The sequence below is a fragment of the Coleofasciculus sp. FACHB-1120 genome, from assembly GCF_014698845.1.
Lineage (GTDB): Bacteria > Cyanobacteriota > Cyanobacteriia > Cyanobacteriales > FACHB-T130 > FACHB-T130.
Genome location: NZ_JACJTV010000004.1, coordinates 293,704 through 308,078 on the forward strand (window position 1 = coordinate 293,704; position 14,375 = coordinate 308,078).

Here is a 14,375-nt window from a genome sequence, read left to right on the forward strand (position 1 = left end):
CATTGGGAAGGATATCGATAAAAACCGCCTCTAAATTCAGAGATTTCACTTAGTTCTATTAGTTGCGACCATAGTGCCCAACCTTTATTTCATTGTAGTTTAGACATTACTTCACCCAATCTTTACAACTTAAGGAAAAAAATAGCAATTATTTAAAGATTTAGTAAAGATAGCCTATCCCTTATCGTAGAATTTCAGTCCAATTGCGTAAAATATAGCGAACCTATTTTTGGGTTTATCTGGTCTTACGTAAGTATCTGATTTTTAAAATATCCAAGTGAAGGGATGTTGTTAAAAATTGTCGAAAATATTTCTACCCAAATGGGAGCCGACAATGAATCCTGTACTTAACATTAATACTTTTAACTTGAGGAAATAGAAAATGAAAAACTATATGTCAAAAACGTGGAGAGATGTTACAGCTAATCCTAGCGATTCTGATAGTAAATCTAAAAGTAACCAATATAGATTTCCCTTACTCGTTATTCTAGCGGGTGTTTTATTTTCACTGTTTTTACAATCGCAACTCCCAAACGATGTCTTTTTTAGTGGAGATGCTGGACTTAAAGCTTTGTTAGCGAAGCAATTTAGTAGCGGTCAGTTGCGCTTTGACCTAAACTTACCTGTAGAAGAATGGGTTCGGAATCTTTGGCAAAACGGATTATACCCGTTTCAAGAGCCGTTTGTTTATAACAGATTCGGTCAATATTTCATCACATTCCCGTTTACTTTCCCCCTGGTTACTGCACCTTTTCAAGCGCTTTTTGGATATCGAGGATTATACGTAGTTCCCCTGGTTGCAACTTGGGCTGTATGGGTAAGCTTTTATTTTGCTTGCAGACGTTTAAAATTAAAAGCTTTTAGCATAGCGATCGCGCTTGCCATTCTAATTTTTGCTTCCCCTTTATCTATCTATAGCGCGATGTATTGGGAACATACCCTCGCGGTAGCACTTTGCTTTCAAGGTATGGCAACTTTATTAATACCAGGAACAGAAGAGTTGTCTAAAAAGGATACTGTATTAAGTGGGATATTCATTGGCTTATCTGTTTGGTTTAGAGAAGAAATTCTAGGCATCGTCGCGCTTTTGACGGTTTTGGCTTATGGGGCATCTTTTTTAAAATTAAAGCAATTTCAGTTTTTAGCGAAAAGAAAAGAACTCTTTGTTGTCAGCACATTTTTGACGATTGCCATCTTCTTTGTGCTGAATACATTGATTTACAAGCATCCTCTAGGAATGCATTCCGTCCAGATAGTAGAAAAATTTTCGTTAATCGAGAGATTATCAGTGGCGGTTGCAAATTTCAATCAAATGAGTTTTGGTTTGTTTGAATATTTCCCCATAACCTTGTTTGCATTTTTATATTTAGGAGTGAGTTTATTTAGCCGACAAAAGCTAAAACTAAGCTTGGGTATGACGGTTATCTATGCTACCTGTCTCTTATTTACTGTAGCGGTTGCGGTAATGGTTCCGGCTGGCGCTGGAGGCAAACAATGGGGACCTCGGTTTTTGCTGGTTTTGGTACCGCTAATTTGCTTAATCGCAATCCAAGAGTTTGAATTTATCCGAAAACTAGCGAACGGAAGTATCAAAAAGATAGGTACGGTTATTTTCTTGGTGCTTTTTATAATTGGGATTTATAAGAACACCTACTCCGGTACGGCTTATCTCAGTAAAAATTATCAAGGGATTTCTCCGGCTATTCAGTTTTTGAGATCGCAACCAGAAACAGTAGTCGCGATGTCTAACCAATATGTTGCCCAAGTTCTCCAAGCACCCCTACTTGAAAAAGTATTTTTCCTGACGAAAGAACCTCAGGATTTACAAACTTTAGGCGAGGCGCTACTTGAGCAGAAACAAGAGAAGTTTATTTATGTCTGCTATTACACTCGTTCCTGCCAAATCTCTGAGAAAAAGCCTGAAGAGGTAAAGTTGCCTTTAAAAAATCAGCAGTTCACGATGGAATTCTTACCTTTAGGAAAATATGGGAATTATCCTATATTCCAGGCATCGATCGCTTCCCGATCGCCGGTAGCGCCAGCCTCATCCTCTTCTGCGGTTCCTGCTTCATCCCTTTAGAGGGCAGAAAATAGAAACTATCCGGTGTGTTGGAGGTTGGAATCATCGCGATCGCACGCAATTTTGAGGAAAGTGGGCGATCGCTTTCCCAAGTTTGAGGCTGGCTGAATACCTTTATCGTATTGATCAGCACTTTGCCTCAGGCTGAACGTGAGGGGGTGTCAGGAAACCCAGCACCACTTGCACAGCAGAAGCTAAAGCTACCAAACTAACGACTGTAATCGGTGACAAAGCCGCACCCGCGATCGCAATCACCAGAATAAAAGCCGCAGAACCCAAACGATAAGCGGCTAAAATCTTACGATGTCGCTTTGTCCCTAAAGTACAGGTAATCAGGTGAATCACCGCCAAGGCTGTCAAGCAAATCGCTACAGCACCGCAGATTAGCCATCGTTCGTTACTAGGTAATGCTCCTGCCGTTTTGCTGGACACGACAATATGTTCCACACCCACACCAGCAGCAGCAATGCCAATGGCGAGGGGTAAATGGGAATAGAGCCAGATTAAACCAATTTTCATATTGCCAAGTCCCATCGCCCGTAGGGGTGAGCCATCCACGCTGTCAAAATAAATCCACCACAGGCTAAAAGCAACTATCATCCCCAACACAGCCACACTGGCAGATGCAAAACCCCATTGCAGCTGAGAAACGCCTTTGACTACGGCAATCACCGCCTCACCCAATACGATAATCGTAAATAAGCCTAAACGTTCTGGGATGTGTGAAAAGCTTGGTGGCGCTTTGGCAACCAACTTTCCAGCTGTAAGAGGTGTGCCAAAGTCGATAATCAACCCCAATCCCCAAAGCCAAAAACGCCCAGGAATGGGTACAAAAATTGAGATTAGCCAGATGGCGGCGGCAATGCCAAAGCCTGTCGCGTACCAAGTTGTTAACTTACGCGCTGCTACTACAAAGTATCCAGCGCTCAGATACTGGAAAATTAAAATACACCGAACACTTACATAGGAAAGGACGAAGCCGTCAGAAGTTTTTCCTAAGCCGTAATGCACGTTTACTGCTAGCACTGCGATCGCAATCATTTGCAGTAATGTCAGCAGTCGGTGTCCTAAGTCGTCGGTATCGAACCGAGTTGCGTAAAAAGTCGCCCCAACCCAAGACCACCAAATCGGCACAAACAGCAGCATATAACCCAGGAAACCCTCCAGGGAGACGTGTTCGTTGAGATTATGCGCCACTTCCGCGATCGCTGCCACAAATACCAAGTCATAAAAGAGTTCTAACCAAGTCGCGCGGCGTTCTTTTTCGTTCTCTTCAGGCGTCCGCAGGCGGGGAGGTTGCCACAAAGTTTTAATCATCTTGCACTCTCTAATTTCCGAGAGGATTATGCAGATAATATCCCATAGAAAATTGAATCTTTCTCGAAGCGATTGCCCGCAACGCCAACTTCCTTCTCTTCTGCGGTTCCTTCTTCATCCCTCTGAACAGAGGAAAATAGAAACTCTTTGGTGTATTGGATGTTGGAATCTTCGCGATCGCCAGCAGTGGATAAAATGAGCGATCGCCTTACTGTATAGCAGTTATCCAACACTGCGATCGCTCGAATGCCACAGTATTCTTTCCTACACCTTAAAAGTCAATACAGGTTTCATCTTTGCCACTACGCTAACCATTTTTTCTTCAACTTGGGCATCAATTACAGGCACAATTGGCTTATAAGCTGCCGGTGCTTCTTCGATTCTGCGTTCTTCGCGCAAAGTGATGCAGTCTACTCCCGTTAAACCCAAAGTTGCTTCAGTTTGGTCTGCACCTTGGCGGGTGAGATCGAAACGCGACCGCATCCTTCCCGCACCATGAGAAGCAGAACTTAAAAATTTTGAGTTTCCTTTGCCAATCAGCAAGTAAGACGCAGCACCCATCGAACCGGGAATAATCACAGGTTGTCCGGGATGCGCGGGACAAGCACCCTTACGAGTCACCCATCCAGCACCTTCTTTTAGGGTGATATTATGTGGCAAGTCGTAGACTAGGGGAGCCTCGACCTTACCGTAAACTTCCCGCAGGCGCAGGCGCAACAGTTCCGCCAACAGCAACCGATTAATAAAGGCATAATTAGCAGCAGTCGCCTCAGCTTGCAAGTAACTGGTGACAAGTTCGGGATTTGCGGCAACTGAGAGGGGAAAAAGAGCAGATTCAGGGTATTTTACACCTTTAGCCCATGCTGATTTAGCGCGATCGCGCCACATTCCCCCAATATACTTCCCCACGTTGCGCGAACCTGAGTGAATCATAAACGCCAGTTGTCCTTCTCGGACACCCTAGGCGTAAGCTGTCGCTTTGTCCTCTACCCGTTCCACCACCTGAATTTCAACAAAATGGTTCCCGCCGCCGATGGTCGCTAGTCCACCATCCCGCACTAACCCGTCTTCTGGAATCAGTTCTAGGGGTGCAAACTTGACATCCGCGTTCATGGAACCGCCTAAGTAGACGCGATCGCATTCCGCCGCCAATTGGTCTAAGTCAGACTTGACAATACTACCCGTAGGGGAGTCTAGCATTGCATCCAACCAGCCGGGAATCCCATACTGGAACAAGGCGCGAGCAGTTTTGGCTGTCATGGTGACATCGCGAGTTCCGAAGAAATAATCGCCTTTCATCAATTCCACGAAGCGATCTCGCTTTGCTAAAAATTCCTCAAGCGATAAGTCTACAACGTGCGATCGCATCCCGCAGTTGATATCCGAACCGACAGCAGCAGGGATCAGCATCCCTTGGGTTTCCAAAATTGAGCCAATCGCAACCCCAGCATCACCAGGATGAAAGTCAGGCGTAGCACAGCACTTGCAAACATGACCGCTGCTAGGATGGCGCACATTGGCTAGATTTGCTAGTTGCTTAAGCGCCTTAGCTTCTACGGGGAAATCTTCGGGAAGCAGGACTTCTGCGGCTGGTGCGTCGAGAGAATTATTTAGGCGAACAGAGTAAGTTCTATTTTCGTAACTTACCTCAAGCCCCTCACGAGCCAAAGCCCGGAGGAGTCTATTCATATTTTTTGGCTGCATGAATAAGTTCCTTTACGGGTCACACTGTGACCCCAATTTTGTGAAGAGTTTAGGAGACTTCGGTTCAGCAGCCGCAGTCTGGATGCAAAGAAGTTGAAGGCAACATCCTTACCGTAATCTCAAACTTCCACAAAATTTGTAATTAGTCAAGGTGCAGATAACTCTTTTTCGTAAACAGATATTTTGTTGTCCATGATAGCCGGGTCAAAAAGTCGCGCGACCGCCACCGGATACTACTACTCTTAAGGGAGTAAAACCCGCTCCAGTTCTAGGTCTCAGGTCTTTTGATGGGAGTCTAAAATAGAAGTAAGGGACAAAATAAACATTCTTCTAAATGAAACTACAATCATCGGTTTTAGTCCATCTAGGATTCGGAAAATACGTGCGCTCCGACCAGGTAACTGCCATCATCCCCATTGAGGAAGAACGTGGGCCAGGGCGGCGAACCTTCGTTCATCTACAGGGGGAAGCTGACCCGGTCGTTGCCTCGCGGGCTGAAGACACCATCATTCGTGACTTGGTGCAAGAACCGCGTGAAGTCACCCAAGCGCGTCAACAGCAAGAAATTCTCCAAGATTTATTGGTGGATTTGGGCAACGTTAACTCAACGGTGCGTCGCATTAGCCGTGATGAAGGCGGTCTGGATATGGAACTGTTGGAACGGCGCATCCGCCAAGTTTTAGAGAATTAAGGCGGTCAGGGGCGATCGCGATCGCCCCTTACTTAAGCTCCAAGTTGATCAATCCGGAGAACCTGACAGTATGCACGCGATCGCAGACAACATTTCCTCACCCGAAGCGCCATCCACCCGTTTGTGGATGCCGGAGCGAGTTTTATTCACACCCGCGGCTTTAGATGAGCCTTACGGTCAGCAGATACTTTCTCGCGTCCAGGCGCTGAACTTACCTATCGAAGAGTTGCCGCGAAACCGCCTCACTGGTTTGCGTGGCGAGAGCGATTGCGATACCTACAACATCGCCAAGCGTACCCTTGCCGTCGTCACTGCACCGCCTAGTTCCTTCAAACTCAGCCCCATCCCTCCATCGGCTGACTGGCAATTTCACATTGCTGAAGGCTGTCCCGCACACTGTCAATACTGTTATTTAGCAGGTAGTTTATCAGGGCCACCCGTGATTCGCGTCTTTGCGAACTTGCCCCAGATATTGGAGAATCTGGCAGCTTACGAAGGACAAAGTGACGCCACAAGTTTTGAGGTTAGCTGCTACACTGACCCCCTGGGTATCGAGCATTTAACCGGCAGCCTCGCTGAATGTATCCGCTACTTTGGGACGCGGACGAACGGATATCTGCGTTGGGTTTCTAAGTTCGATGCGGTGGATGAATTACTCGACTTGCCCCACAATGGTCACACCCGTTGTCGAATCAGTGTGAACGCCGATCCGGTGTCTCGTCGGTTTGAAGGCGGTACAGCGTCGGTAGCTTCCCGGCTTCAAGCTTTGCGGCGGTTAGCTTTACCTCGATCTTCTGGCGGTGGCGAGTATCCAGTGGGTTTAGTGATTGCGCCGATTATGCCTATCGAGGATTGGGAGACACATTACACTCGTTTGCTTGACTCGATTAGCGAAGCACTCGATTTTGATTGTGACTTGACGTTCGAGTTGATTTCCCATCGCTTCACCCCTGGATCAAAAGAGGTTTTGCAAACTTGGTATCCCCAATCAAAGCTGGACATGGATGAAGAAACACGCACTGTTAAGCGTAACAAGTTTGGTGGCACCAAGTATGTTTATGACACTGACACGATGAAGACGCTACGGCGCTTTTTTGAGGGTGAGATTACTAAGCGCTTTCCCCAAGGTCGCATTCTCTACTGGACTTAAGATTTCTAGCTAAATCTAATCTTATTCGCTGACCAAAATTACAGGTCAGCTTTTTTTATATTTTGAGCAAGTTTGCAAGGATTGAGGATGCGATCGCATTCCTTGACATGACACCCTCCTTGGCTAGCTCCCGGAACGCTTAACCATGATGCTTGGCTTCACTTCCTTGAAATCGGCACGATCTAAATTATCTGTTTTATTTTATTTGTTTATTTATTTATCGTTTCCATGCCGGGGAAATCCACAATTCATTTGTTTAGGCTGTAAACCTTGCTGTGCATACTTTTCGCCTTTCTTAGCCAACTGAGAATTCCGGTTGATCTAGAACCCTTATTCAACCTTGAGAGGTACAACCACAGACTGACTACCGGCTGCCAGATGTACTCCTTTAGCCCGGTGTAAGTCTTTTCCTTGGCTTGTTAAATAGGTACTAGATGAGAATGACTTGCAACAAAATAGCGTGAGGTCGTTTAAATTCAAAAGATTAATACAAAGGATCATCTGATTATGACTGACAATAAGCAACCCATCAATAAGCAAGACGAAAATACAAATACCGAAAATCAGCAACCTGAAACTAATTCCTCAGGTACAGGTATCGGTGCTGGAATAGCTGGCGCAGCAGCGGGTACTGTACTTGGTGGTCGAGTCGGAGGAATCGTTGGTGCAGTAGCGGGTGCAGTAGCTGGCGCTTTAGCTGGTAGAGGTACAGCCGAGACGGTTCATAATACCGCAGAAGGTATTGTGGACGCAGTAAAAGGTGTCGCTGAAAATGTGAACCACACCGTAGAAGATATAGGCGGTAGCGTAAAACAGACTGCTCAGGAGGTCAAGCCTTCTGTAATTGGTGCAGTAGACGCGGTTAAAGAGACAGTTCAGGAGTCAAAGCCTTCTGTCGTCAGCACAATAGACGCAGTGAAGGAAACAGTTCAGGAGTCAAAGCCTTCTGTCGTCAGCACAGTAGACGCAGTGAAGGAGACAGTTCAAGAGTCTAAGCCTTCTGTAGTAGACGCTGTAAAGAGTGCTTCTGAGGAAGCCAAGCCAGCAGTCAGAAGCGTAGCAAACGCTGTGAAAGATACCGTTAATGATGTGAAGCCAGCGGTCAAAGATGCAGCCAACTCCTTCAAGGATGCATCTCGCAATGTCGGAGACTCTGTTAAGGGTGCGTCTGAGGATGTGAAACCAGCGATAAAAGATGCAGCTAACTCCTTTAAGGATGCAACGCATAATGTTGCAGACTCCGTTAAAGGTGCATCTGAGGATGTGAAGCCAGCGGTAAAAGATGCAGCTAACTCCGTCAAGGATGCAACGCATAATGTTGCAGACTCCGTTAAAGGTGCATCTGAGGATGTGAAGCCAGCGGTAAAAGATGCAGCTAACTCCGTCAAGGGTGCAACTCAGGATGTCAAGTCCTCCGTACAATCATCTGCAAAAGATGCAGCTAACTCAGTTAAGGGTGCAACTCAGGATGCCAAGTCATCTGTAAAAGGTGCAGCTAATAATGTTAAGACTGCTGCTGAAGATGCCAAGTCAACTAATCATCAGAACATCACACCGTCTGATAATCAGAACGTCAAGCTATACGAAGAGCAGCTGATTGCAGGAAAAGCTCAAGTTAAAACTGGAGAAATCGGTATTGGCAAGCGTGTTGAAACCAAGACCGCTAACGTTTCAATCCCAGTAGAAAAAGAACGAGTTGTGATTGAGCGCACTAACCCTGTAGACGCTGGAACGCCAGTATCTCCAAGTCAAGTGGATTTCCAGAATCAGGAAGTTGCTCGGATGGAAGTTCATGAAGAAAGAGCTTACCTGGATAAGCAAGCTTTCGTGCATGAAGAAGTTAACATTCACAAAGAAGTGGATCGCGATACAGTTGAACTTCAAGATAAAGTTCGTCGCGAGAAGTTAGACGTTGATGCTCAAGGTCGTACTATCGTTGATAAAACCAACAAAGTGTAAAAACTTGAGTCTAGCTGATAAAAGCTTGCACTGAGAAGGTTTAGTTTAGGGTGGGTCATCACGATCCGCTCTTTCCTGTAAAATCCTTTTTCGCCAAGTTTTGAGCTAACAAAAATAGCAATTTCCTGCTTCTAGGAACTGCGAACAACTTTTTTGATGGATGCGATCGCGTTTCCCAGCACTACGTTATCGCGCTACTTTTTTCAAACTTTTACTACTTCTTCCATCACTTCTTGTATCAAAAGAATTTAGATAACAAGCAACTAAAATTAGGCAATAAAGGTGAACTTATTTCATCATTGCTAAACAGCGTTACTATTAATTGCAACGCTGAGTTACTACGACGATAAACTTCTATTTTTTGCAAGCGCCAATCAACAATCCAGTATTCTTGTACTCCTCGCACTGAGTATAATTTAAGTTTAGCTTCTCTATCTCGGCGTTCATTTTGCACTCCCGAAGATAATACCTCTACAACTAACTCTGGTGCGCCTGTCAGGTGTCCTGAATCATCTACCAGAGCAGCTAATTTTTCTTTACTAATCCAAATCACATCCGGCTCTACATTATCAGCTTCCGTGAAAATAATGCCCGGATTAATAAATGCCTCCCCCAGTCCAGTGTCTTCTGACCAAGCTTGTAACTTTCGGTACATGTTGCCACAAGTGCGTTGATGGCTCAAATGGGGGGATCTAGACATAAACAACTCTCCATCAATAATCTCGTAGCGCGTACCGTTCTCTGGCAATAGCTCCAAATCTGCGGTAGTCCAGCGTACCCCTTGATTTACTGTTTGACTCATAAAAGCAATCCTTGTGAGTAGCTATATATTCTAGATTAGCTGCACTTCCCACACCCTTGACACTTGTGTAGTACGTTTTGTAGCATAAATATTGCCGCACAAGTGGCAAATGTCTTTTCATGGCTCTGGTAAGGCAGAGTATTTGTCCTATGATTCCCCGAACGCGCATCCGTAATATTGGCATTTCCGCTCACATCGACTCTGGTAAAACCACCCTCAGTGAGCGGATTCTGTACTACACGGGCAAAATTTACAAGATTGGCGAAGTTCGGGGAGGTAGCGATCGCGCTACGTTGGACTACATGGAGTTGGAGCAACAAAAAGGCATTACTATTACTTCCGCAGCGACAACTTGTGTATGGAATGATACGCAGATTAACCTGATCGATACTCCGGGACACGTAGACTTCACAATTGAAGTGGAGCGTGCATTACGGGTTCTTGATGGTGCGATTATGGTGCTGTGCGCTGTTGCTGGTGTGCAATCGCAATCTATCACCGTAGATAGGCAGATGAAGCGCTACCGAGTGCCGCGTATTGCCTTCATTAATAAGATGGATCGGGCGGGTGCAAATCCTTTCCGAGTCGTGCGATCGCTGCGAGAAAAACTAGGTTTAAACCCGGTACTGCTTCAGTATCCTATTGGCAGCGAGGATAAGTTTGAAGGCGTCATTGATTTGATTGAAATGACAGCAAACTATTTTGCTGGAGAAAAAGGCGAAATTCGCGTTATTGAGTCGATTCCCGAACACTTACGCGAGGAGGCAAAAGAAGCACGAGAAAAGATGCTCGATCAACTCTCTATGTTCTCCGAACCGATGATGGAGATGCTACTTGAGAGCGAAGAAATTCCTAAAGAAATGATTTGGGAAGCCCTTCGTCGGGCAACTTTAAGCTTGCAATTAACTCCAGTTCTGATGGGTTCCGCCTTCAAAAATAAGGGGGTTCAGAACTTATTGGATGCTGTTGCTCTTTACTTGCCGTCCCCAGTGGATAGAGATGTGGTGAAAGCGATCGCGATTCCGACCAATGAGCCGATTCATGTCTATCCAGACACGGAAGTCGCACTCGTTGCCTTGGCTTTCAAAATCGCCAAAGATGAGTACGGACAACTGACTTATACCCGCATCTATTCCGGGACGCTGCGCGAGGGACAACGCATCTACAACACTCGCACCAACCAACGGGTGCTAGTGAGCCAAATTGTGCGGATGCACGCGAACAAACGCGAGGAGATCGAAAGTGCTGCCGCTGGGGACATTGTAGCTCTGCTGGGTGTAGACTGCGCTTCGGGCGATACGTTCTGCTCGGAAGGATCTCACCTCTCTTTGGAGGGGATATTTGTGCCAGAACCTGTGATGACGCTAGCGATCGCGCCTAAGAAACGGGAAGATGCCGCTCAAATGTCAAAAGCGCTGAATCGCTTTACACGCGAAGATCCCACCTTCCGCGTCAGTATTGATCCGGAGTCCAAGGAAACCCTGATTTCGGGGATGGGCGAACTACATCTAGAAATCTACATCGAACGCATGAAGCGGGAATACAACGCAGAAGTGAACGTCGGTGCGCCAGCAGTCGCTTACCGCGAAACCGTTACCAAGTCGGCAACCTTCGACTACAGGCTCAAGAAGCAAGGCGGCGGTCCCGGTCAATATGCTCATGTTAGCGGTCGGATTGAACCCTGCGAAGAACCGTTTGCGTTCGAGAATCGGGTGGTTGGGGGTGCGATTCCCAGAGAATTCATCCCCGCTTGCGAGAAAGGTTTCCGCGAAGCGATCGCTAGCGGACATCTCATCGGTTATCCGATTGTTGGTGTCAAAGCGATACTAGAAGCGGGTTCTTACCATGCGATTGACTCTTCGGAAATGGCGTTCCGAACTGCGGCGAGTCTTGCACTCAAGCAAGCTTTTGCCAAAGCAACGCCAGTCATCCTCGAACCGATTATGCTCGTGGAAGTGGAGACACCGAACGAGTTTGTCGGGCGAGTGCAGGGCGATCTCTCGTCTCGTCGCGGCGTCCTGCTGGGTTCTGAGACGATGGAAAATTACGCCGTTATCCGTGCCGAAGTGCCGTTCGTGGAAATGTTTGGTTATTCCGCACAGTTGCGATCGCTTTCTTCCGGTCAAGCGAACTTCTCAATGGAGTTTGTCTCCAACAAGCCGGTACCTGCCAATCTGCAACAGCAACTGATGGAAAACGCTGCCCATCTGCGCGGCTAAAGCCTGCATCTGAAAATAGGACTAAGGAGTGTTCGCGTAGCGGCACTCTCTTCGCGGACTGAGGACTAAATTTTTAGTTCTCAGTCTTTTCTTGCTAAATCGAGTGGCACGAGGAAAAATCACTGGATGTCATTGTGCAGAAAAAGCAGTCATCGGCAGTGATTTTCCTATCTAACAATCTTTTTAAAAACCACCGCAATCGGCAATATCAAAAGATACTTTGCTGCTACGGTTACTGCTGCCAGTAGAAAGCATATCGTGAGGATTGCTCTTTGCCTTTTTGCTTTTATTTTTAATATCAGGCAAACTTAGTTTAGGGAACTTCATAGAACTGCTTAATTTTTAAAACACTATTGACAAATTAATTGATATATGTAAAAAATGCCTGCGGGCGTCTGTCGCCAGTGCTTGACGGGAAGCGAATCAGGAGTAGGGGAAATCTCAAAGTGAACATTCTGCTAGTGGAAGATGATGAGCGTTTGGCACAAGCTCTCACCAAAACCCTCAGCGATCGCAATTATGTAATCGACCGGGCAGCCGATGGGCAAGCAGGCTGGCAATTCGCACGGGCTGGCACCTATGATTTGATTTTGCTAGATGTGATGCTGCCCGCACTCGATGGCATCAGTCTTTGCCAGCGGCTACGTTCTTTAGGGCGGCTAATGCCGATTCTCTTATACGCTGCCCATGAAATTGATGGCGATAAAGTCATGGCACTGGATGCTGGTGCGGATGATTATGTCCTCAAACCCTTTGATTTAGAAGAAGTAGCGGCTCGTGTCCGCACTCTCCTGTGTCATTGCTGTTTATTAAAACCGCCAATTCTGAAGAATGGCAGCCTAGGTCTTGACCCGCCTACCTTAGAGGGACGCTATGAAGGGCAAAATTTGCACCTCACCCCCAAACAATATGCGCTACTAGAACTATTTGTGCGCTGTCCAGATCAAGTCTTTAGCAGCAGTGAGCTTCTAGAACACCTCTGGTCGTTTGAGCAACCACCCGCTGAAGAAACCGTCCGTTCTCACATTAAAGGGTTGCGGCAGAAACTAAGAGCCGCAGGCGCTCCCACCGATCTGATTGAGACGGTTTATGGATTGGGATATCGTCTCAAGCAAGCTCGATGCCATCCTCCAATCCGAGGGGTATCCTCCACCCTACAGCCGCCGCCGACTCCTGCCCAAACGCAGGCAGCAGTGGCGAAAGTCTGGGAGCGCTTGCAAGGAGAGATTATCTCCCGGATAGATGTTGTTGAAGAGGCAACCACTGCCTTATTGAGAGACGAATTAGGCTTGGAGGAGCGCCACCGAGCAGTTTGGGCAGCTCACAAGCTGGCGGGTTCTTTAGGGATGTTTGGGTTTCCGTGGGGTTCTCAACTGGCTCGTCAGCTTGAACATAGCTTTCAACCAGAGACGCCATTAGATCGGGATATAGCGCAACACTTATGCGAATTAGTTGCGGATCTCCGGTGCGAACTGCGGCAACCTCCAGCAATCGGGCGCAAAATTCGCTCGGTGTCGGTGGATGTAGAAATGCAAGAGAGGATGTCTCAGGTTAAATCTGGTTGATTGACGCTAATGGAGTTCTTGGCTCATTTCGATACGGCTTGCCAACCCAGATTAAAATTCCCGATGAGTCAAAATAATTTTCAGATGCGTTTCGTCCGTTGTTTCCTGAAATTCTTGCTGGCTTTTTTACTTGTCACCTTACCTGTTAAGGCTCAACAAATGGAAATAACCGATAGCGATCGCTTAACTATTCGTGCTGTCATTTCTAGCCAACTGGAAGCGTTTCAAAAAGACGATGCTGAAGGTGCTTTCTCCTTTGCTAGCCCAAAAATTCAAGCTCAATTCGAGACGCCAGAGAACTTTTTGCGGATGGTGAAAGTTGCTTATCAGCCAGTTTATCGTCCTCGTTCCGTGATGTTTGAGAACATGACCACCATTGAAGGATTCCCGGCTCAGCAAGTGCTGCTACTCGATCAAGATGGGAATTTAGTCAGGGCACTTTATCTGATGAAAAAGCAATCTCAGGGTAAATGGAAAATTACTGGCTGTTATTTAGTGCCCGTAAAAGGGGAAACGGTTTAAATAAGACCTCTTGCGGAATTGAGTAAAATCAGCTAAACAAAGTTTAATGAATTGATAGTTATAGTTCCTAAATTGATGCGTTACAAAAAAGCACTTGCATTGTCTAAATCTGACTTTAAAAGAATGTACGGGGTGAAACCGGAAACATTTTGGATGATGGTGAAAGTAGTACGGGATGGGAAAGAGGGCAGCCGTGGCAGCCATGCATCTATCCCAATTCCCGACCAAATCTTGTTAACAAGAGCAGTATTGGCGCGAGGGTAGTGCTGAATAGTAATGGTCACGAACGAAGAGAGGCATTGTAATGATGCACAAAGTACCAAATTGCCCCAATATGATTGCTCAATTTTTTAGAGAACGATAACG

11 protein-coding genes and 2 pseudogenes are annotated in these 14,375 nt (G+C 46.3%); 8 read left to right on the forward strand and 5 right to left on the reverse strand.

The genetic code is table 11. The features are described from left to right. Positions 1–382 precede the first annotated feature (382 nt). The gene (locus tag H6H02_RS06930) at positions 383–2,080 is read left to right on the forward strand and encodes a dolichol-phosphate mannosyltransferase (protein ID WP_242040588.1); all 1,698 of its coding nucleotides are present in this window, start codon (positions 383–385) and stop codon (positions 2,078–2,080) included. A gap of 126 nt (positions 2,081–2,206) precedes the next feature. Here H6H02_RS06930 and H6H02_RS06935 read toward each other — a convergent pair whose 3' ends face one another. The 3 genes and pseudogenes from H6H02_RS06935 to H6H02_RS06945 form a co-directional block, all read right to left on the reverse strand. Then, positions 2,207–3,397: a low temperature requirement protein A gene (locus H6H02_RS06935; protein WP_190815936.1), complete on the reverse strand. Its 1,191-nt coding sequence runs from the start codon at positions 3,395–3,397 to the stop codon at positions 2,207–2,209. Between the two features lie 26 nt (positions 3,398–3,423). Further along, on the reverse strand, positions 3,424–3,630 hold the full coding sequence (locus tag H6H02_RS06940; protein ID WP_190815938.1) for a hypothetical protein: 207 nt from the start codon (positions 3,628–3,630) through the stop codon (positions 3,424–3,426). A 31-nt stretch (positions 3,631–3,661) separates the two neighbouring features. Beyond that, positions 3,662–5,101 (reverse strand): annotated as a pseudogene (locus tag H6H02_RS06945) (RtcB family protein). 334 nt (positions 5,102–5,435) lie between these two features. On the opposite strand from H6H02_RS06945, the gene H6H02_RS06950 reads away from it, so the two are divergent. The 3 genes from H6H02_RS06950 to H6H02_RS26590 all read left to right on the forward strand — a co-directional run bounded on the left by H6H02_RS06950 (position 5,436) and on the right by H6H02_RS26590 (position 8,901). Then, positions 5,436–5,792 (forward strand): hypothetical protein, encoded by a 357-nt coding sequence (locus H6H02_RS06950; protein ID WP_190815941.1) that lies wholly within the window; start codon positions 5,436–5,438, stop codon positions 5,790–5,792. A gap of 70 nt (positions 5,793–5,862) precedes the next feature. Further along, positions 5,863–6,942, forward strand: coding sequence for a spore photoproduct lyase family protein (locus H6H02_RS06955; protein ID WP_190815943.1), 1,080 nt, complete (start codon positions 5,863–5,865; stop codon positions 6,940–6,942). 507 nt (positions 6,943–7,449) lie between these two features. Next, positions 7,450–8,901: a DUF2382 domain-containing protein gene (locus tag H6H02_RS26590; RefSeq protein WP_199329026.1), complete on the forward strand. Its 1,452-nt coding sequence runs from the start codon at positions 7,450–7,452 to the stop codon at positions 8,899–8,901. Positions 8,902–9,139: 238 nt separating this feature from the next. Here H6H02_RS26590 and H6H02_RS06965 read toward each other — a convergent pair whose 3' ends face one another. Continuing rightward, complete coding sequence (locus H6H02_RS06965) at positions 9,140–9,703, reverse strand: Uma2 family endonuclease (protein WP_190815946.1); 564 nt, start codon at positions 9,701–9,703, stop codon at positions 9,140–9,142. Between the two features lie 149 nt (positions 9,704–9,852). Here H6H02_RS06965 and fusA point away from each other — a divergent pair, with 149 nt between their 5' ends. The 4 genes from fusA to H6H02_RS26845 all read left to right on the forward strand — a co-directional run bounded on the left by fusA (position 9,853) and on the right by H6H02_RS26845 (position 14,273). Beyond that, positions 9,853–11,922, forward strand: coding sequence for an elongation factor G (fusA, locus tag H6H02_RS06970; protein ID WP_190815948.1), 2,070 nt, complete (start codon positions 9,853–9,855; stop codon positions 11,920–11,922). Positions 11,923–12,368: 446 nt separating this feature from the next. After that, a complete protein-coding gene (locus H6H02_RS06980) occupies positions 12,369–13,487 on the forward strand; it encodes a response regulator (protein WP_190815952.1) in 1,119 nt (372 codons plus the stop codon). Between the two features lie 63 nt (positions 13,488–13,550). Then, positions 13,551–14,009 carry a DUF4864 domain-containing protein gene (locus H6H02_RS06985; protein ID WP_242040589.1) on the forward strand — a complete coding sequence of 153 codons (459 nt, stop codon included), beginning with the start codon at positions 13,551–13,553 and terminating at the stop codon, positions 14,007–14,009. A gap of 75 nt (positions 14,010–14,084) precedes the next feature. Further along, positions 14,085–14,273: a hypothetical protein gene (locus H6H02_RS26845; protein ID WP_206757264.1), complete on the forward strand. Its 189-nt coding sequence runs from the start codon at positions 14,085–14,087 to the stop codon at positions 14,271–14,273. Positions 14,274–14,289: 16 nt separating this feature from the next. Here H6H02_RS26845 and H6H02_RS06995 read toward each other — a convergent pair. Further along, positions 14,290–14,375: pseudogene (locus H6H02_RS06995) on the reverse strand (IS1 family transposase); the annotation flags it as partial.